Source organism: Rhodanobacter sp. PCA2 (assembly GCF_013620825.1).
Taxonomy (GTDB): Bacteria; Pseudomonadota; Gammaproteobacteria; order Xanthomonadales; family Rhodanobacteraceae; genus Rhodanobacter_A.
The window spans coordinates 1-18,565 of sequence record NZ_NJIC01000036.1; the positions used below are offsets into that span (position 1 = coordinate 1).

Below are 18,565 nucleotides of genomic sequence, written 5' to 3' on the forward strand. Positions count from 1 at the left end.
GTGCTGGATGCCGCCGACGTGGACGAGGCCATGCGCCAGTCCCTGCTCGCCGAATTCCATGCCGACATCCAGCAACCCTCGCCCGTGCTGGAGCACGACTACGCGAACGATCCGCGCCTCGAGGCGCTGGTCGAATTGCTCGACGCGCATCCGCAGGACAAGTTCCTGCTGATCTGCCGCAGCCAGGCCAAGGTGCTGGCGCTGGAGGAAGCGCTGCGCACGCGCAGCGGCGCCGGCATCGCGCGCTTCCACGAGGGCCTGGGCATCGTGCAGCGCGACCGCAACGCGGCCTACTTCGCGCAGCCCGACGGTGCGCGCCTGCTGCTGTGCTCGGAAATTGGCTCGGAAGGCCGCAACTTCCAGTTCGCGCACCGGCTGGTGCTGTGGGACCTGCCGCTGGACCCCGACCTGCTGGAACAGCGCATCGGCCGCCTCGACCGCATCGGCCAGACGCACGACATCAGCATCCACATCCTCGCCGTCGCCGACAGCGCGCAGCACGTGCTGGCGCGCTGGTACGACGAGGGCGTGGATGCGTTCCGGCTGAGCCCGGCGGACGGCCGCGAACTGCTGCGCCGCTACGGCGACACGCTGGCGCGGCTGGCCGACCAGCATGCGCGCGGCGACGACGGCCGCGACCAGGAACTGGACGTGCTGCTCGCCGAGACGCGCGCCGCCCACGAGCAGATGGCCGAACTGATCCACGAAGGCCGCGACCACCTGCTGGAACTCGCCGCCAGCCGCGATCCGCACGCCGAGGAACTGGGCCAGGCGTTCCGCCGCGAGGACGAGGACCCGTCGCGCGATGCGTTCGTGCAACGCCTGCTGGAAGCCTACGGCATCCACGCCGAGGAACTGGGCGGCAAGGTGCTGCTGCTCGATCCGCAATACCTCTCCACCGACGCCCTGTCCGGCTTCGCCGAAGGACCGCTGTCGGCCACCTTCAGCCGCGCGGTGGCGCTGGCGCGCGAGGAACTGCCGCTGCTGCGGCTCGACCATCCGATGATCGCCGGCGCGCTGGACCTCGCGCTGTCCGGCGAACAGGGCAACGCCGCCTTCATGGTGGACGACATGCTGCCGCCGCGCAGCGCGCTGCTGCAGAGCGTGTTCGTGCTGGAGTGCGTGGCCGACCGCCGGCTCGATGCGGAGCGTTTCCTGCCCGCGCTGCCGATCACCGTCACCGTCGACACGAAGCTCGTCGAGCGCGAGGACTTCCAGCCCAGCGACACCGCGCTGCGCAAGGCCGCCGACCGCAACATCGAGGTGCCGCGCTACCGCAAGTTCCTCGCCAAGCTGGTACCGCCGATGCTGGAGAAGGCCGAGCAGACGGCGCGCAGCCGCGCGCAGGCGATGATCGACGATGCGGTGGCGGCGGCCGGCGCCACACTGGACGCCGAACTGTCGCGCCTGCAGGCACTGCGCACGGTGAACCCGTCGATCAGTGCGGCGGAAATCGCCACCGTCGCCGCCGAACGCGATGCCCTGCTCGCCGCCCTGCCGCAGTCGCGGCTGCGGCTGGATGCGGTACGTTTCGTGGTGAGCGCGGATTTCCTGGCGCTGCGCTGACCGCGGAACCTCATCGCTGCTGATTCGTCATCCCGGCACACTGGTGCTCGTCACCCCGGCGCACTTGTCGCTCGTCACCACGGCGCACTTGTCGCTCATCACCCCGGAGCACTTGTCGCTCGTCATCCCGGCGCAGGCCGGGATCCAGTGACTTCACAACCCCTCATTCCGGCGAACGCCGGAATCCAGTGACGCTACAAGCTCGTCATTCCGGCGCAAGCCGGAATCCAGCGACTACGACGCCCATACAGACGCCGCGGCTGCTGGACCCCGGCCTGCGCCGGGATGACGGGCATAGGATGACGGGCAATATCAGTCAGCCCTTCATCGCCCGCGCATGCCAGGCGATGTGCTCGCCGATGAAGCTCGCGATGAAGTAGTAGCTGTGGTCGTAGCCGGGATGCAGGCGCAGGGTCAGCGGATGGTTCACCGCTGCGCACGCCTCGCGCAGCAGTTCCGGCCTGAGTTGCGTGGCGAGGAATTCGTCGGCCTCGCCCTGATCCACCAGCAGCGGCAGGCGTTCGCTCGCGGTCTTCAGCAGTTCCACGGCGTCGTACTGCGCCCAGCGCGAACGGTCCGGTCCGAGGTACGCGGCAAACGCCTTCTCGCCCCACGGCACCTGCGCCGGCGCCACGATGGGCGCGAACGCCGACACGCTGCGGTAGCGCCCCGGGTTGCGCAGCGCGATGGTCAACGCGCCGTGGCCGCCCATCGAGTGCCCGCTGATGCCGCGCACGCCATTGGTCGGGAACGAAGCCTCGACCAGCGCGGGCAACTCCTGCGCCACGTAGTCGTGCATGCGGTAGTGCGTGGTCCAGGGCTGCTCGGTGGCGTTGAGGTAGAAGCCCGCGCCCTGGCCGAGGTCGTAGGCCGGGTCGTCCGCCACGCCTTCGCCACGCGGGCTGGTGTCCGGCGCCACCACGATCACGCCATGCTCGGCCGCGTAACGCTGCGCGCCGGCCTTGGCGATGAAGTTCTGCTCGGTGCATGTGAGGCCCGACAGCCAGTACAGCACCGGCAGCCGTTCCTTCTCCGCCTGCGGCGGCAGGTAGACGGCGACGTTCATCGCGCAGCCCAGCACGGCCGAGTCGTGCCGGTAGACGTCCTGCCAGCCGCCGAAGCAGGCGCGGTGTTCGATGCGTTCGAGGTTCACGTGGGATCTCCTTGGCTTTTCCTTCTCCCCTTGGGAGAAGGTGCCCGAAGGGCGGATGAGGGTACGGGCGAAGCACAACGCTTCGCCCGTACCCTCCCCCTACCCCTCTCCCGAAGGGAGAGGGGCTTGCAGGTCAATAGTGGACGACCGAACGAATCGACTTGCCTTCGTGCATCAGCTCGAAGGCATGGTTGATGCCGTCCAGTCCCATGGTGTGGGTGACGAAGGGCGCCAGTTCGATCTCGCCCTTCATCGCGTCCTCGACCATGCCGGGCAACTGGCTACGGCCCTTCACGCCGCCGAACGCGGTGCCCATCCACTTGCGGCCGGTGACCAGCTGGAACGGACGCGTGGAGATTTCCTGGCCCGCGCCGGCCACGCCGATGATCACCGACTGGCCCCAGCCGCGATGCGCGCATTCCAGCGCCGCGCGCATCACGTTGACGTTGCCGATGCATTCGAAGCTGTGGTCCACGCCCCAGCCGGTCATCTCCACGATCACCTGCTGCACCGGCTTGTCGTGCTCCTTCGGATTGACGCAGTCGGTGGCGCCCATGGAACGCGCCAGCTCGAACTTCGCCGGATTGGTATCCACCACGATGATGCGGCCCGCCTTCGCCTGGCGTGCGCCCTGCACCACGGCCAGGCCGATGCCGCCGAGGCCGAACACCGCCACGCTGTCGCCTTCCTGCACCTTCGCGGTGTTGTGCACTGCGCCGATGCCGGTGGTGACGCCGCAACCCAGCAGGCAGACCTGCTCGTGATCCGCCTGCGGGTTGATCTTCGCCAGCGACACTTCCGCGACGACGGTGTACTCGCTGAAGGTGGAGCAGCCCATGTAGTGGTAGAGCGGCTGGCCGTTGTAGGAGAAGCGCGTGGTGCCGTCCGGCATCACGCCCTTGCCCTGGGTGGCACGCACCGCGGTACACAGGTTGGTCTTGCCGCTCCTGCAGAACAGGCACTCGCCGCATTCGGCGGTGTACAGCGGGATCACGTGGTCGCCCGGCTGCACCGAGGTGACGCCCTCGCCGACTTCCACCACCACGCCGGCACCTTCGTGGCCGAGCACGCAGGGGAACAGGCCTTCCGGATCGTCGCCCGAGAGCGTGAACGCATCGGTGTGGCAGACGCCGGTGTGGCTGATCTTCACCAGCACCTCGCCCTTCTTCGGCGGGGCCACGTCGATCTCGACGATCTCCAGCGGCTTGCCGGGAGCGAAGGCGACGGCGGCACGGGATTTCATGGCGGTACTCCTGTGATCGATCGATGGTCCGGCCGACGCGGGCCGGTTACTTGAGATAGGTGCGCAGCAGCGCGATGGTCTGTTCCAGCGCCGCCGCATCCGCCGTCGCGGCGCGGCGCGGCACGAAGCTGGCGCGCAGGTGGCTTTCCAGCACCTCGCCCATCAGCCCGTTCACCGCGCCGCGGATCGCCGCGATCTGCTGCAGCACGGCGCCGCAGTCGGCCTCCTGCTCCAGCGCCTGCGCCAGCGCATCCAGCTGACCGCCGATGCGACGCACGCGCACCAGCGCCCGCTTCTTTTCCTGCGTCGAGTACGGCATGGACGTTCGCCTTGTATACCCCGGGGGAGTATAGGCCAATCCGTCGCCGGAATCATGCTGCGTCCGGGCAGGCGAAAGGATGCGCATGAAAAAACGCACGGCCTGCGCCGTGCGCTTCGGAGAAGCAGCGCCGAACCCGCGACGGAATCAGGCGGCGTCCGAAGCAGCCGCCTGCCGCATGCGCCGCTCGATGCCGAACGCGTAATAGGCCACGGTGAGCAGCGCGATCCACGCCACGCCCACGTAGATCGCCACGCGGGTATCCGGACTGTAGGCCAGCATCACCCACACGAAAGCGAGGAAGGCGAGGCACAGCACGCTGGACAGCGGCCACACGCGCAGCCGGAACGCCAGCGGCTGCGCCTGGCGGCGGCGGAAGCTCCAGTGCGCCACCAGCACCATGCCCCAGGTCCACACCGTGTTGAACGCGAGGATGGACATCATCATGCCGAAGATGCGGCCCGGCACCAGGTAGTTCATCAGCACGCCGAACAGCAGGAAGGCCATGGTCACCAGCACGCCGCGCACCGGCACGCCGTGCACGCTGGTCTTGCCCATCGCCGCGGGCGCCTGCCCCTTGCCGGCCAGGCTGTGCAGCATGCGGCTGCCGCTGAAGGTGGTGGAGTTGAAGCTGGACAACGCCGCGGTGATCACCACGAAATTGATCAGCCCCGCCGCGCCGGGGATGCCCAGCCGCGCGAAGGTGGTGACGAACGGGCTGCTGTTCGCGTCCAGCTCGTTCCACGGGTAGATCGCCATGATCACGAACAGCGAGCCGATGTAGAAGATCAGGATGCGCCAGATCACCGAGTTCACCGCGCGCGGGATGGTGCGCTCCGGCTGCGCGGCCTCCGCCGCCGCCATGCCGATGGTCTCGATGCCGCCGAAGGAGAACACCAGCACCGGCAAGGCCAGCACCATGCCGGTGACGCCGTGCGGGAACCAGCCGCCATGCGTCCACAGGTTGGCCAGGCCCACCGGCTTGCCGCCGTTGCCCCAGCCCAGCCAGATCATCGCGAAGCCGCCGAGGATCATCGCCACCACGGTGAGCACCTTGATCAGCGAGAACCAGAACTCCAGCTCGCCGTACACCTTCACCGCCAGCAGGTTCAGGCCGCCGATCATCGCGACGCTGGCGAACGCCCAGATCCATTGCGGCGAGTCGGGGAACCACGCCTTCATGTAGATGCCCACCGCCGTGCTCTCGGCGATGCCCACGCCCATCATCAGGATCCAGTAGTTCCAGCCGGTGAGGTAGCCGGCGAACGGACCGAGGTACTTGTGCGCATAGGCGCCGAAGGAACCGGCGACGGGCTCGTGCGCCGCCATCTCGCCCAGCGCGCGCATGATGATGAAGATCATCGCGCCGCCGAACATGTAGGCGAACAGCACCGAGGGGCCGGCCAGCTTGATCGTGCTGGCCGAGCCGAGGAACAGCCCGGCGCCGATGCACATGCCCAGCGCCATGAAGGTGATGTGGCGCGGCGTGAGGCGGCGCTGCAGGTCTTGGCTCATGGTTTCCCCGGTGGACGGTCAGCGCAGCAGTTGGCGCTTCGGCTTCAGCGGCAGGCGGCCGCGCCAGTACTGGATCATGACATAGCCGCCCACCATGCCGCCGAGATGCGCGAAATGCGCCACCCCGGCCTGGGTGCCGGTGACGCCCAGCACCAGTTCCACCGCCGCGTAGCCGATCACGAACAGCCACGCCGGCATCGGTATCGGCAGGAAGATCAGGAAGATCTTCTCCCTCGGGTACAGCATGCCGAACGCGAGCAGCAGGCCGAACAGCGCGCCCGAGGCGCCCACGGTGGGAACGAAGGCGTGGGTGAAGTACTTCACCACCAGCAGCTGCGCCACGCCCGCCACGATCGCGCAGACGAAGTAGTACAGCGCGTAGTTGCGCGCGCCGAACGTGCGCTCGATCACCCCGCCGAACATGTACAGGCCGAACATGTTGAACAGGATGTGCTGGTAGCCGCCGTGCATGAACGCGTAGGTGACGAGCTGCCACGGCCGGAAGCCCACCGTGAGCACCTGGCCGCCCTGCACCTGGCCCACCACGTCCGGCCCCAGCGGCCACAGCGCGAAATGCTGCGACAAGGCCAGCGTGGTCTGGTCATGCAGCAGCAGTTGCAGCGCGAACACCAGCACGTTGGCGATCAGCAGGTAGCGGGTGACCGGGGGGAGATTCGGCATGAAGGATTCCGGCGATGCCTGCGCGGCAAGGACAAGGCGACTAGCGTAGCGGTTGCGGCAGGGAGTGACCACGGGCCACCGGCAGGAACCGCGCCTGCGAAAAGGCCGCCCGTGGGCGGCCTTGGTCGTGCGTGCGGACGGGCCCGATCAGCCGTTGTGCGCCAGCGCCAGCATGCCATCGGGGCGCTTGGCGCCGACGAAATGGCGTGCCCAGTAGGCCTCTTCCAGGCTGGAGATCTGCACCGACTTGCCGTACGTCGGCGCGTGGATGAAGCGACCGTTGGAGATGTAGATGCCCACGTGGCTGACGCGATGGCGGCGACCGCCGGTGTGGAAGAACACCAGGTCGCCCGGCTTCATGTCCGCGCGCTTCACCTTCAGGCCGGCGAGGAACTGCGAGGCCGAGTTGGCGGGCAGCTGCACGCCGATCGCATGGGCGAACACGTAGCGCACGAAGCCGCTGCAATCGAAGCCGGTGGACGGGCTGCTGCCGCCGCGCACGTAGCGCACGTCGCGCAGGTTCATCGCCAGCGCGACCAGCGCCCTGCGCAGGTCGGTGACGGTGTCGACATCGCTGTCGATCGGGTCGGCCGCCGGCTTGGCCGCCGTGGCCACGGCCGGCGCGAGAAGAACGCTGTGCCTGATGCCGAAGGCCGGCACCGGGGCGGCGCCGAAGCCTGCCAGGCCGGGCGAGGCCAGCGTAGGCATCGGGCTGAGGGCGGGCAGCGGGTTCAGGGCCAGCGGGGAAGCGAGGGTGCCGCCGGTAACCAGCGAGTAGTGGCTGTCGGCGGCGGTGCTGGCGACGGCGCGGGACTGCGGATGGGCGGACTTGCCGTGGCGCGAATGGTGGACGGTGTGGTGCGTCTGCGCGTGGCGGTGCTGGACGTGCTTCTTCTGGGCCGGGTGGCTTTTCTGGGTCTGGTGCGTGGTGGCAAAGGCGGGGGGGGCCAGCAGCAACATCGAAACAATTGCGGCAACACCGGTCAGTCGCTGGATTGGCATCAGACAAAACCCCCAAACCACTTATTCATGTGTCGCTTGCAAGGCAGGCGACGTGAGTAAGGGGTGAACTTACCAAGATGATTCCCGGGGGTTGTTGGATCGAGGTTAACTGAACTCTGTCGTTCGTAAACGCCGGTACTCCGATCACATTCCGGGGAACAGCAGATTTTTCCGAAACTTGCCGTCATGTTCCCGCCGGCCGGCCGGGAAAATGCCGGGTTTCCAGTCCGTTACAGGCCGCCCGGCGCCGGGCGGCGCCCGAAGATCGCCGTACCGATGCGTACTTCGGTGGCGCCCTCGGCGATCGCCAGCGGGAAATCGCCGCTCATGCCCATGGAGAGCTGCGGCAATATGTGCCCCCGCGCCTGGGCCGCATCGCGCAGCTCGCGCAACTGGCGGAAACAGGCACGGACGTGCTCCGCGTCGTCCGATTGGACCGCCAAGGTCATCAGGCCGCGCACGCGCAGCGTGTCGTAGCGCGCCAGATCGTCCAGGAAGCCAGGCAGGTCGGCGGCCGGCAGGCCGGATTTGCTCTCTTCCGCCGAGGTTTTCACCTGCACCAGCACGTCGATGGCGCGGCCTTCGAGCTGCAGGCGCCGGTGCAGCGCCTCCGCCAGTTCGGGGCGGTCCAGCGACTGCACCTCGCTGGCCAGCCGCGCCACGTCCCTGGCCTTGTTGGTCTGCAGGTGGCCGATCACCACCCAGGCGATGCCGCAGTCGGCCAGCGGGCCGGCCTTGTCGCGGATCTCCTGCACCTTGTTCTCGCCGAAGCGGCGCAGGCCCAGCGCCACCGCCTCGCGCACCACGTCGGCGCCAAAGGTCTTGCTGACCGGCAGGATCGAGACCTCGGCCGGATCGCGCCCGGCGGCGCGGCAGGCCTCGTCCACGCGGTGGCGGATGTCGGCCCAGTTGGCGGCGAGGTAGGTGTGATCCATGTTTTCAACCTCCTCTCCCCTGGGGGGAGAGGATTGAGGTGAAGGGTGGGGCTCGCGGAAAAGCCAGCTATATCAAACAACTTCGCCAGCCCGCCCCTCACCCCGGCCCTCTCCCCGGAGGGGAGAGGGGGGAAGTCGTGTCACGCCTTGGCGGCCTGCGCGTAATGCTTCGCCACCACCTCGGCCACCACCGCCGACACCTTCTTGCCGGTGGGGATGTGCAGGAACTCGTTGGGGCCGTGGGCGTTGGAATGCGGGCCCAGCACGCCGGTGATCAGGAACTGGGCAGCAGGGAATTTCTCGCCCAGCATGCCCATGAACGGGATGGAGCCACCCTCGCCCATGTAGGTGGCAGGGGCGCCGAACTGGTGTTGCGAGGCCTCGTCCACCGCCTGTTCCAGCCACGGCGACAGCGCGGGCGCGTTCCAGCCGCTGCCGTCCTTCTCCAGGTCGAACGTCACCGTGGCGCCGTAGGGCGGGTCTTTTTCCAGCAACTGCTTGAGGAAGCGGCCGGCCTGCTTCGCGTCCAGCGTGGGCGGCACGCGCAGGCTCAGCTTCACCGCGGTGAACGGGCGCAGCACGTTGCCCGCGCTGTCCAGCGGCGGGATGCCGCCGACGCCGGTGACCGCGAGCTGCGGACGCCAGGTGCGGTTGAGCACCAGATCGGGCAGCTCCTTCGTCACCGGCTGCATGCCGGCGGCCCACGGGAACTTGCTGTAGATGTCGCTGCCCAGCACGGTGGCCGCGTGCTTCGCCTGTTCGACGCGCTGGGCCGGAATCTCGACGTACAGCTCGCCAGGCTTGATCGCGCCGGTTTCCGGGTCCTCAAGCCGCGACAGGATCTCGCGCAGGATGCGGAAGCTGGACGGCACCACGCCGGAGGCGTCGCCGGAATGCACGCCCTCCTCCAGCACCTGCACGGTGAGGTTGCCGCCGGTCATGCCGCGCAGCGAGGTGGTGAGCCAGAGCTGGTCGTAGTTGCCGCAGCCCGAATCCAGGCACACCACCAGCGAGGGGCTGCCGATGCGCGCGGCGAGGTGGTCGACGTAATGCGGCAGGTCGTAGCTGCCCGACTCCTCGCAGGCCTCGATCAGGATCACGCAGCGCGCGTGCGGCACGCCCTGCTCCCGCAAGGCCAGCAGCGCGGCCAGCGAGCCGAAGATCGCGTAGCCGTCGTCGGCGCCGCCGCGGCCGTACAGCCGGTCGCCCTTCAGCACCGGCGTCCACGGGCCCAGGCCGTCGGCCCAGCCGGTCATCTCCGGCTGCTTGTCGAGGTGGCCGTACAGCATCACGGTGTCGTCGCCGGCGCCGGTGGCCGGCACCTCGATGTAGATCAGCGGCGTGCGCCCTTCCAGCTGCACCACTTCCAGCGTGGCGCCCGGCAGCGCGGCCAGCTTGCCGTTCGCCCAGTCGCTCATCAGCTTCACCGCCGCGTCCATGTGGCCGTGCGCCTTCCAGTCCTTGTCGAACATCGGCGACTTGTTGGGAATGCGGATGTACTCCACCAGCCGGGGCACGATCTCGCCGTCCCACAGGTCGCCGACGAAACGGGAAAGGCGGGCGGTATCCATCGGTGACTCCGGGCAGGGAAAAACGGGATTCTAGCAAGCCGCCGCCACCGGCCGATCCCGCGTCCCGCGACAGGGACTACACTGGCGCCCCGTTTCGCCCGGCTACGCCATGATCCTGCCGCGTTACCACATCGCCCCGTCCCGCATCCCGGGGGCCGGCAAGGGCTTGTTCCTGGACGAAACCGTGGCGGCGGGCCGCATCATCAGCGCACCCGACGCGATCGACCGCACGTTCCGCGAGGCCGAATTCGCCGAACCGGAACTTGGAAAGCTGAAATACGCCAGCGCGCGCTGGTTCGAGGACCGCTACACGGTCTCGCCCGACTGGCCGGACGAGTGCTACATCAACCACAGCTTCACGCCCAACGGCCTGTGGCACCTGGGCTTCGTGTTCGCCACCGCCGAACTGCCCCCGGGCAGCGAGATCACGGTGGATTACCGGCACCTGCTGCCGCCCGGCGAGGCCGAGGATTTTGCGGATGCGGCCACTGGTGAGACAATCGTCGGCTTGTCCTGGACCGAAAGCCTCGCTTCGAGCACCCGTGCCCTCGCTGTCCTGCTCAATGGCACGTGACCTGCCTGCTGATTCCGCATGATCGACATTCCCGTAATCGAGACGGCGCGCCTGCGCCTCACCGCGCTCACCGAGCGCCACTTCAACGACTACGCCGCGATGCTGGCCGACCCGGACAGCACCCGCTTCGTGGGCGACGGCCAGCCGCTGGACCGCACCAACGCCTGGCGCTCGCTGGCGATGCTGCTGGGCCACTGGCAGCTGCGCGGCTGCGGCATGTGGGCGCTGGAGCTGAAGGACGGCGGCAAGTTCGTCGGCCGCGCCGGCCTGATGTACCCCGAGGGCTGGCCCGACCTGGAACTGGGCTGGATGCTGAAGCCCGAACACCGCCACCACGGCTACGCCACCGAAGCCGGCACCGCGGTGCTGGACTTCGCCTGGAACCAGCTGCATGCGCTGCGGGTGATCAGCCTGGTGCGCGTGGGCAACGAGGCCTCCGACCGCGTGGCCGAACGCCTCGGCGGCGAGCATATCGACGACATGGATTTCTACGGCAGCGACACCCACGTGTTCGCCTACTACCCGCCGCATCGGGAAAGCCGCCGCGCCGCCTGCGGCTGAGCCGTCGCCGGGGCGTGCCACGGCCCCCGGCCTGCGCCGGCCGGGCGGGCTCCCCCGCTAAGCTGGCGGACGGGTGGCGCATGGCAAGCTGTGCCTCCCGGCCGCACCGTCCAAGGAATCCGAACCGCATGCGCATCCTGCTGGCCGAAGACGATCCCTCCATTGCCGAAGGCATCTGCGCGTCCCTGCGCCACAGCAGCCACGCGGTGGACCACGTGGCCAGCGGCCAGCTCGCCGACGCGGCGCTGCGCGAGCACGACTACGAACTGGTGGTGCTGGACCTGGGCCTGCCGCAACTGGACGGCAGCGAAGTGCTGCGCCGCCTGCGCGCCCGTGGCGCCAGCGCGCCGGTGCTGGTGGTGACCGCGCGCGACGGGCTGGACGAACGCATCCGCGTGCTCGACCTGGGCGCCGACGACTACCTGGTGAAGCCGTTCGCGCTCTCCGAATTCGAGGCGCGGGTGCGCGCGCTGCTGCGCCGCTCCAGCAGCCAGGGCGTGCCCGAACTGAAGCTCGGCCGCCTGCGGCTGGACCTGCCCGGCCACCGCGCCTGGCTGGACGAGACCCCGCTGGAACTCACCGCGCGCGAATTCGGCCTGCTGGAAGCGCTGGCGCTGCGCGCCGACCGCGTCACCAGCCGCGCCCAGCTGATCGAGGCGCTGTGCAGCTGGGACGAGGAACTGACCGACAACGGCCTGGACATCGCGATCCACCGCCTGCGCCGCAAGCTCGAAGGCAGCGGCACCGGCGTGCGCACGATACGCGGCCTGGGCTACCTGCTGGAGGAATCCGCCGGCGACGGCGGCCACGCATGAGCCACGCGCCGGCCCGCCGTCCCAGCCTGCGCCGGCGCCTGCTGGGCTTCCTGCTGATCCCGGTGGCGATCCTGCTGGTGCTGGACATCCTGCTCACCTACGGCGTGGCCCTGAGCTACGCCAACCACGTGCACGACCGCGACCTCGGCAACGACGCGCTGACGCTCGCCAAGATGATGGGCACCGAACAACTGGGCGGCGAACTCACGCCGCAGGCGCGCTTCCTGTTGCAGTACGACCCCACCGGCGAAGGCTATTTCAGCGTGGTCAGCCGCAAGCGCGGCCTGATCGCCGGCAACGAGCGCCTGCCGCAGGCGGCGGAGGCCCCGGCGGCGGGCGCGCCGCCCCGGTTGTTCGACACCCGCATGGGCAACCGCCCGCTGCGCGCGGTCACGCTGACCACCGAGGCCGGCGGCCATCCCGACGATCCGCTGGTGATCACCGTGGCGGAAACCCTGCACGACCGCCACGCGCAGGCACGCAGCATCCTGCTGCTGGCCATCCTCACCCAGGCGCTGCTGATCGTCTGCGTGCTGTCGCTGGTGTGGCTGGGCGTCACCCGCGGCCTGCGCGTGCTCGATCCGCTGCCCCTGCGCCTGGCCCGCCGCAACCAGGAGCTGACCCCGATCGGCGGCCCGGACGTGCCGCAGGAAATCCTGCCGTTGACCCGCACCATCGACGCGCTGTTCGCCCGCGTGCGCGGCATGCTGGCGCTGCACGACCGCTTCATCGCCGACGCCGCGCACCAGCTGCGCACGCCGCTGACCGGGCTCAGCCTGCACGTGGAGCGCGCGCTGGCCGACCCCGATCCGGCGAACGTGCACGACGCGCTCACCCACATCCGCCGCCTCACCCAGCGCGCCGCGCGCACCACCGCGCAGCTGCTCGCGCTGACCCGGGCGCAGGCGCCGTCCACCGACACCGTCGAGCACGTGCCGCTGGAACTCACCCGGCTGATCCCCGAGGCGGTGATGCAGCGCGTGCACGAGTCGCTGGCCGCCGGTGTCGACCTCGGCTACCAGGGGCCTGAGCAGACGCTAAGCATCGACGGCCATGCTGCCAGCCTGCACGACCTGCTGGACAACCTCATCGACAACAGCATCCGCTACGCCGGTCGCGGCAGCACCGTCACCGTGAGCCTGCAGGCGCAGCCCGACGGCGGCGCCAGTCTCCTCGTCGAGGACAACGGCCCGGGCGTCCCGCCCGAGCTGCTGCCCCGGCTCAGCGAGCGTTTCTTCCGCGCGCCGGGAACCAGCGAGGAAGGCAGCGGTCTCGGACTGGCGATCGTGCAGCGCATCGCCGAGCGCCACCACGCCGAGGTGATCTACCAGCTCGGCGAGGAGCGCGGCCTGTGCGTGGAGGTGCGTTTCCCGCCGCCGCGGGTCCGCGACGGTGCGGCACCGCATCCCGACACGCCGCCGACGCGCTGACCGACAGGCCGCCGACTTACGGCATCAGCGCCCGGCCTGTATCCTTGTGCGCATGCGCACGGTCGTTATCCGCGCCCACCATCCATCTTCACCAGACCTGACCGTGGCCCTCATCCCCATCCACAACGCCGGACCCCGTCCCGGCCTCGCAGCAGGCGGTGGCCGGCATGGCTGATCCGGCCACCGGACCGTTCCGCCGCTGGCGCACCACCTTGCTGGCCACCGCAGTCGCCCTCGCCGGCTGCTCGGTGGCGATGCCCAGGCTGGAGCCGCCCATCCCCGCGCAATGGCAGCACGCCATGGCCGCGCAGGCGGCCACGCCCACCGACCTGCACAGCTGGTGGCGCGCATTCGACGATCCCGCCCTGGATGCGCTGGTGGACCAGGCGCTGGAGCGCAACCTGGACGTGGCGCAGGCGGTCGAACGGCTGCGCGCCGCGCGCACCCTGCAACGCCGCGAGGGCACGCGTTACCTGCCCGGGCTGCACGCACGCACCGAACAGACGATCGATCCCGACGCCAGCGCGTCGTATCTGGTCTCCGGCCTCGACGCCACCTGGGAGCTGGGCCTGTTCGGCCGCGCCCAGGGCACCCGGCGCGAAGCGCAGGCCGCCCTGGACGCCGGCGCCGCCGACCTGCAGGCGGCGCGCGTGTCGCTGGTGGCCGAGGTGGTGCGCAACTGGATCGAACTGCGCGCCGCGCAGCAGCAGGAGCGCCTGTTGTCGCAGATCGGCGCCGCGCGCAGCCGCCAGCTCGAGCTGCTGCAGGTGCGCCAGCGCCTGCAACTGGCCCCGGCCGGCAGCGTGGACCAGGCGATGGCGGCCTCCGCGCAGGCGCAGGCCGCGCTGGCCGCGCCGCGCCAGGCCGTGGATGCCGCGGCGCAGCGGCTGGCCGTGCTGCTGGGCCAGAACCATCCCGACCCCGCATGGTTGCAGGCCGGCCCGCAGCCGCAACTCGGCGCATGGCAGTTGCCCGGCACGCCGGCCGACCTGCTGCGCACGCGTCCCGAGATCGCCCGTGCGGAAGCCGACGTGCTGCGCGTGGCAGGCGAACTGGGCGTGGCCCACGCCGACCGTTTCCCCAGCGTCGGCCTGGGCGCGTCGCTGATCTGGGCGACCGACCTCAACAACAACCGCTCGCACACCGTCTCCAACGGACTGTTCTCGGTGGGACCGCTGTTCGACATGCCGCTGTTCGACTGGGGCATGCGCGCCGCCGCCGAGCATGCCAAGTCGCATGAGCTGAAGGCCAGCGTCCTCGCCTACCGCCAGGCCGTGCTGCAAGCGGTGTCCGAAGTGGAAACCGCGCTGGGCACGCTGCAGCAACAGCGGCAGCGCGAGCAGCACAACCTGGAAGCCTGGCAGGCGCTGCAGCGCGTCGACGGCACGCTGCAGACCCGGGTGAAACTGAAGCTGGAAAGCCCGCTGGCGCTGGCCGACGGCCAGCTTGCAGCCGACCAGGCCGCGATCGAACTGGCCGACGCACGCGCCAGCCGCGGCCTGGCCTACGTGGCGCTGTTCAAGGCGCTGGGCGGCGCCCCGCTGCCGGCGGACGAGGCGCCCGGCTCCAAGCCTGAAAAATCCGCCGAGGCCGCGCACTGATGGTCGCCCTGGCGCGCAAGACCCTGGTCTACGAATGGCGGCGCTTCCTGCCGGCCATCCTCGCCGTGGGCTTCGCCGGCCTGCTGCAGCTGCTGCAGCTGGCGCTGGTGCTGGGGATCTTCGGCGCCACCAGCGTCTACATCACCCGCTCGTCCGCCGACGTGTGGGTCGGCTTCCCCGGCACGCAAAGCGTGGGCTCGGGCCGCTCGATCGATCCCAACGTGGAATCGCGCGTGCTGATGGACCCCGCGGTGACCCGCGTCGAACCGTACGAATGGATAGACGGCGACTGGCGCGGCGCCGGCAACACCGGCGGCGTGTCGGTGTTCGTCTCCGGCATCGATCCGTCCGCCCAGGGCCTGATGTTCTCCAAGGTGCTGCCGCCCGCGCTGCGCGCGCGGCTGGCCGAGCCGGACGCGGTGATCGTGGACCGCGCCGACATCGACAAGCTGGGCGTGAAGCTGGACCAGACCGCCACCATCAACGGCCACCGCGTGCGCGTGGTCGGCGTCGGCAGCGGCCTGCGCGGCCTGGGCGGCATCAACGTGATCGCCTCGCTGGACACCGCGCACCGGCTCGACGCCGACGACGCGGACAATGGCCCCACCTACTTCGTCGCCAAGCTGCGCGACCCGGCCCAGGCCGAGGCCGTGGCGACGCGCCTGCGCGGCGACGCCGCGTTCGGCCCCTACACCACGTGGAGCGCCGCCAACTTCGCCCGCATCTCGGTCACCTACTGGCTGTTCGACACCGGCGCCGGCGCGGGCGTGCTGTTCCTCGCCGGCATCGTGTTCCTGGTCGGCGCGGTGATCACCAGCCAGACCCTGGTCGGCGCGGTGCAGGGCTCGGTGCGCGAGTACGCCACGCTCAACGCGCTGGGCGTGGGCGTGGGCGCGCTGCGCAAGGTGGTGCTGGAACAGGCGTTCTGGGTAGGCGCGCTGGGCCTGATCGGCGCCACCGTGCTGGGCGTGGCGCTGCTGGTGCTGGCACGCAGCCAGGACGTACCGGTGGTGTTGGGGCCGGTGGCCGCAATCACATGCATCACGCTGGTGATGGGCCAGGCCACCGTCTCGGGCATGGCGGCCATGCGCAGCATGCGCCGCATCGACCCGGCCACCTTGCTGAGATGAGCGCCATGCCCCACACCGCCGCCACCACGCCAGGCACGCCGATCCTGCGGGCGGAAGGCGTGTGCAAGGCGTTCGAATCCGGCCGCCAGCACACCCAGGTGCTGGACCACCTGTCGCTGGCCATCGACCCCGGCGAACTGACCCTGATCTCCGGCCCCTCCGGCTGCGGCAAGAGCACGCTGCTGGCGGTGCTGAGCGGCTTGCAAAAGGTGGACAGCGGGCGGGTGTACGCGCTGGGCAGCGAACTGGGCCAGCTCGACCTGCGCGCGCTCGAAAATTTCCGCCTGCAGCACACCGGCTTCGTGTTCCAGGGCTTCAACCTGTTTCCCGCGCTGACCGCACTGGAGCAGGTGGAACTGCCGCTCACCCACATGGGCCTCTCCAGGCAGGAAGCGCGCGAACGCGCGCGCCACTCGCTGGAGGAAGTGGGCCTGTCCCACCGCGTCAAGCTGCGCCCCTCGGAACTCTCCGGCGGCGAGAAGCAGCGCGTGGCCATCGCCCGCGCGCTGGCCAAGGAACCCGAGCTGCTGTTCGCCGACGAGCCCACCAGCGCGCTGGACGCCGCGAACGGCCAGACCATCATCGACATCCTGCACACCATCGCCCGCACCCACGGCACCACCGTGCTGTGCGTGAGCCACGACCCGCGCCTGGTCGCCCACGCCGACCGCGTGCTGGCGATGGAAGACGGCCGCATTCTCAGCGACCGGCGCCCCGGCGCCGGCGCCCCCAAGGAATCTTCGCCATGACGCCGACCGCCACTCGTCCGTCTCCATCCGCGCGCCTCGCCGCGCTGCTGCGCCCTGCCGGCTTCGCGCTGGCCGCCGTGCTGCTGCTCGCCGCCTGCTCGAAGCATGCCGACCCGGCCGCCGCCGGCAACGCTGCGGCGCCCCGTTACGCGGCCGTGGCGCGCGGCCGCGTCGACATCGAGGGCGGCCTGCTCGCCCTGGCGATGCCGCGCGAGGGCGTGCTGGCCAGCGTCGCGGCGCGCGAAGGCGAGACGGTGAAGCAGGACCAGCTGCTGGCCGCGCTGGACACCCGCCCCGCCCAGCTCGCCGTGGACGCGGCAAAGGCACAGCTGGAGCAGGCGCAATCCCAGCTCAAGCTGCTGGACATCAAGCAGGCCGCGGCGAAGCAGCGCGCGCAGCGGCTCGCCGCCGCAGCCGCCGCCGGCGCCGGCGACGGCCAGAGCGCGGACGACGCGAACGAGGCCAGCAACCAGCTGGGCGCCGAACGCGACGCCAGCCAGGCCGCCGTGGACATGGCCGCCCAGAAACTGGCCGAGGCGAAATACGAACTCGCGCAGCGCAGCCTGCGCGCGCCGTTCGACGCCGTGGTGGTGCGCGTGCTGGCCCAGCCCGGCGCCAGCGTGTCGCCCGCCTCCGGCCCGCTGTTCACCCTGCTGCCGAACAAGCCCCGCATCGTGCGCGCCGAACTCAACGAAAGCTTCGTGGGCGCCGTGCACCCCGGCATGCGCGCCGAAGTGGTCGCGAACGACGACGCCGAGAATGCCCGCTGGACCGCCCGCGTGCTGCGCGTGGGCCAGGTCTACGGCCCCGCCACGCTGGAGAACGACCCGCAGATCCGCGCGAACGCGCGCACGGTGGAATGCGTGCTCGCCTTCGACCAGCCCGAGCAGCAGCTGCGCATCGGGCAGCGGGTGATTGTCAGGTTTTTGCCTGACGGTAAGGAGTGAGGGTTTGCCGCTCGCGCGGCGCGAAGTCTTTCGCGTGGTGATTGTATAGAACGGTTTCGTGCGCCCGTTGGGCGCCCGAGTTACTTCTCCTTTGCTTGTCCAAAGTAGAAGTAACCAAGAGGAAACGACACCCCGATGGCGCGCCCTCCAGGCATCCTGCCTTCCGGGTGCGGGGGCGGGTTGCGGGGTTTTTCGACAGCACATCCTGTGCTGGCGAAAAACTGGCTCGCATCCCTGCGAGCCATCCTGCGGACTTTCCTCCACCCGCCCGCCGCGCCATAGGGGCCCCGGTAAAGCAGCGCGCTCCCGGCGCGCAGAAGCAACAGCAGGGCACAGCCAGAGCCATGAAGGTCTGGTCAATCGATTGCCTGCACGTCATTCCTGCGGCTTTCAACGGCCGAAGGGCCGGTCAAGCAGGAGGCGCTTCACAACAGCGAAGCTGGTCATCCAGCGCCTTGGTGTTCCGTGGCTTGCAGGCACTGGATGACTCGCTGCGCTCGCCCCTTCGGGGCCGCCCTGCGGGCGTTCTGCGCGCTTTGCGCTTGTCCAGCCTTCGCTGGGATGACGAGCAAAATCAAAAGCGAAGCGCAGCGATCTCGCGGCGCTTCGCCGTTGCCGTTGCTGTTGCTGTCGCTTCTGGCGCGCACGATGCGCGCCTGCTCTTCGGGGGCCCCTCGGCGGCGGTGAGTCGCGGACGATCGGGCCGCGCAGCGGGCGAGGCCATGGATGGCCTCGCCTTTTCGCGCGGGCAGGATGCCCGCTCGAAAAGCCCG

The 18,565-nt window shown here is 69.8% G+C and carries 17 protein-coding genes; 9 read left to right on the top strand and 8 right to left on the bottom strand.

Going from position 1 to position 18,565, the window contains the following annotated elements:
* The coding region (locus PCA_RS12010; RefSeq protein WP_255436821.1) for a helicase-related protein at positions 1 to 1,566 on the top strand (1,566 nt) is incomplete at its 5' end.
* A 316-nt stretch (positions 1,567 to 1,882) separates the two neighbouring features.
* Here the strand turns inward: PCA_RS12010 and fghA are convergent.
* The 8 genes from fghA to PCA_RS12050 all read right to left on the bottom strand — a co-directional run bounded on the left by fghA (position 1,883) and on the right by PCA_RS12050 (position 9,985).
* Positions 1,883 to 2,719, bottom strand: coding sequence for an S-formylglutathione hydrolase (gene fghA / locus PCA_RS12015; RefSeq protein ID WP_181302858.1), 837 nt, complete (start codon positions 2,717 to 2,719; stop codon positions 1,883 to 1,885).
* A gap of 133 nt (positions 2,720 to 2,852) precedes the next feature.
* Positions 2,853 to 3,962 carry an S-(hydroxymethyl)glutathione dehydrogenase/class III alcohol dehydrogenase gene (locus PCA_RS12020; protein ID WP_181302859.1) on the bottom strand — a complete coding sequence of 370 codons (1,110 nt, stop codon included), beginning with the start codon at positions 3,960 to 3,962 and terminating at the stop codon, positions 2,853 to 2,855.
* Between the two features lie 46 nt (positions 3,963 to 4,008).
* Positions 4,009 to 4,281: a metal/formaldehyde-sensitive transcriptional repressor gene (locus tag PCA_RS12025; protein WP_181302860.1), complete on the bottom strand. Its 273-nt coding sequence runs from the start codon at positions 4,279 to 4,281 to the stop codon at positions 4,009 to 4,011.
* A gap of 147 nt (positions 4,282 to 4,428) precedes the next feature.
* Positions 4,429 to 5,796 (bottom strand): amino acid permease, encoded by a 1,368-nt coding sequence (locus tag PCA_RS12030; protein ID WP_181302861.1) that lies wholly within the window; start codon positions 5,794 to 5,796, stop codon positions 4,429 to 4,431.
* Between the two features lie 18 nt (positions 5,797 to 5,814).
* Positions 5,815 to 6,477 carry a rhomboid family intramembrane serine protease gene (locus PCA_RS12035; RefSeq protein ID WP_181302862.1) on the bottom strand — a complete coding sequence of 221 codons (663 nt, stop codon included), beginning with the start codon at positions 6,475 to 6,477 and terminating at the stop codon, positions 5,815 to 5,817.
* A 147-nt stretch (positions 6,478 to 6,624) separates the two neighbouring features.
* Positions 6,625 to 7,437: a C40 family peptidase gene (locus PCA_RS12040; protein WP_255436822.1), complete on the bottom strand. Its 813-nt coding sequence runs from the start codon at positions 7,435 to 7,437 to the stop codon at positions 6,625 to 6,627.
* 272 nt (positions 7,438 to 7,709) lie between these two features.
* Positions 7,710 to 8,414, bottom strand: coding sequence for a YggS family pyridoxal phosphate-dependent enzyme (locus PCA_RS12045; RefSeq protein WP_181302863.1), 705 nt, complete (start codon positions 8,412 to 8,414; stop codon positions 7,710 to 7,712).
* Between the two features lie 140 nt (positions 8,415 to 8,554).
* Positions 8,555 to 9,985: a M20 family metallopeptidase gene (locus PCA_RS12050; RefSeq protein WP_181302864.1), complete on the bottom strand. Its 1,431-nt coding sequence runs from the start codon at positions 9,983 to 9,985 to the stop codon at positions 8,555 to 8,557.
* A 109-nt stretch (positions 9,986 to 10,094) separates the two neighbouring features.
* Between PCA_RS12050 and PCA_RS12055 the strand changes: the two genes are divergently transcribed.
* The 8 genes from PCA_RS12055 (at position 10,095) to PCA_RS12090 (ending at position 17,792) form a co-directional block, all read left to right on the top strand.
* Complete coding sequence (locus PCA_RS12055) at positions 10,095 to 10,559, top strand: SET domain-containing protein (RefSeq protein WP_181302865.1); 465 nt, start codon at positions 10,095 to 10,097, stop codon at positions 10,557 to 10,559.
* A gap of 18 nt (positions 10,560 to 10,577) precedes the next feature.
* The gene (locus PCA_RS12060) at positions 10,578 to 11,120 is read left to right on the top strand and encodes a GNAT family N-acetyltransferase (RefSeq protein ID WP_181302866.1); all 543 of its coding nucleotides are present in this window, start codon (positions 10,578 to 10,580) and stop codon (positions 11,118 to 11,120) included.
* 128 nt (positions 11,121 to 11,248) lie between these two features.
* Positions 11,249 to 11,935 carry a response regulator gene (locus tag PCA_RS12065; protein WP_181302867.1) on the top strand — a complete coding sequence of 229 codons (687 nt, stop codon included), beginning with the start codon at positions 11,249 to 11,251 and terminating at the stop codon, positions 11,933 to 11,935.
* Positions 11,932 to 13,365, top strand: a complete 1,434-nt coding sequence (locus PCA_RS12070; RefSeq protein WP_181302868.1) for a sensor histidine kinase — start codon at positions 11,932 to 11,934, stop codon at positions 13,363 to 13,365. Before PCA_RS12065 ends, PCA_RS12070 begins: the two co-directional genes overlap by 4 nt.
* A gap of 167 nt (positions 13,366 to 13,532) precedes the next feature.
* Complete coding sequence (locus PCA_RS12075; protein WP_181302869.1) at positions 13,533 to 14,966, top strand: efflux transporter outer membrane subunit; 1,434 nt, start codon at positions 13,533 to 13,535, stop codon at positions 14,964 to 14,966.
* A complete protein-coding gene (locus PCA_RS12080; RefSeq protein WP_181302870.1) occupies positions 14,966 to 16,096 on the top strand; it encodes an ABC transporter permease in 1,131 nt (376 codons plus the stop codon). Before PCA_RS12075 ends, PCA_RS12080 begins: the two co-directional genes overlap by 1 nt.
* 5 nt (positions 16,097 to 16,101) lie before the next feature.
* Entirely contained in the window at positions 16,102 to 16,845 is a 744-nt protein-coding gene (locus tag PCA_RS12085; RefSeq protein WP_219918778.1) for an ABC transporter ATP-binding protein, read from the top strand.
* Positions 16,842 to 17,792 (top strand): HlyD family efflux transporter periplasmic adaptor subunit, encoded by a 951-nt coding sequence (locus PCA_RS12090; protein WP_181302872.1) that lies wholly within the window; start codon positions 16,842 to 16,844, stop codon positions 17,790 to 17,792. Before PCA_RS12085 ends, PCA_RS12090 begins: the two co-directional genes overlap by 4 nt.
* Positions 17,793 to 18,565 lie beyond the last annotated feature (773 nt).

Bases quoted from the DNA above. Each gene is read 5' to 3' on its own strand.
- PCA_RS12020 (WP_181302859.1), bottom strand. From the start codon at position 3,962: ATGAAATCCCGTGCCGCCGTCGCCTTCGCTCCCGGCAAGCCGCTGGAG.
- PCA_RS12025 (WP_181302860.1), bottom strand. From the start codon at position 4,281: ATGCCGTACTCGACGCAGGAAAAGAAGCGGGCGCTGGTGCGCGTGCGT.
- PCA_RS12030 (WP_181302861.1), bottom strand. From the start codon at position 5,796: ATGAGCCAAGACCTGCAGCGCCGCCTCACGCCGCGCCACATCACCTTC.
- PCA_RS12035 (WP_181302862.1), bottom strand. From the start codon at position 6,477: ATGCCGAATCTCCCCCCGGTCACCCGCTACCTGCTGATCGCCAACGTG.
- PCA_RS12040 (WP_255436822.1), bottom strand. From the start codon at position 7,437: ATGTTGCTGCTGGCCCCCCCCGCCTTTGCCACCACGCACCAGACCCAG.
- PCA_RS12045 (WP_181302863.1), bottom strand. From the start codon at position 8,414: ATGGATCACACCTACCTCGCCGCCAACTGGGCCGACATCCGCCACCGC.
- PCA_RS12050 (WP_181302864.1), bottom strand. From the start codon at position 9,985: ATGGATACCGCCCGCCTTTCCCGTTTCGTCGGCGACCTGTGGGACGGC.
- PCA_RS12055 (WP_181302865.1), top strand. From the start codon at position 10,095: ATGATCCTGCCGCGTTACCACATCGCCCCGTCCCGCATCCCGGGGGCC.
- PCA_RS12060 (WP_181302866.1), top strand. From the start codon at position 10,578: ATGATCGACATTCCCGTAATCGAGACGGCGCGCCTGCGCCTCACCGCG.
- PCA_RS12065 (WP_181302867.1), top strand. From the start codon at position 11,249: ATGCGCATCCTGCTGGCCGAAGACGATCCCTCCATTGCCGAAGGCATC.
- PCA_RS12070 (WP_181302868.1), top strand. From the start codon at position 11,932: ATGAGCCACGCGCCGGCCCGCCGTCCCAGCCTGCGCCGGCGCCTGCTG.
- PCA_RS12075 (WP_181302869.1), top strand. From the start codon at position 13,533: ATGGCTGATCCGGCCACCGGACCGTTCCGCCGCTGGCGCACCACCTTG.
- PCA_RS12080 (WP_181302870.1), top strand. From the start codon at position 14,966: ATGGTCGCCCTGGCGCGCAAGACCCTGGTCTACGAATGGCGGCGCTTC.
- PCA_RS12085 (WP_219918778.1), top strand. From the start codon at position 16,102: ATGCCCCACACCGCCGCCACCACGCCAGGCACGCCGATCCTGCGGGCG.
- PCA_RS12090 (WP_181302872.1), top strand. From the start codon at position 16,842: ATGACGCCGACCGCCACTCGTCCGTCTCCATCCGCGCGCCTCGCCGCG.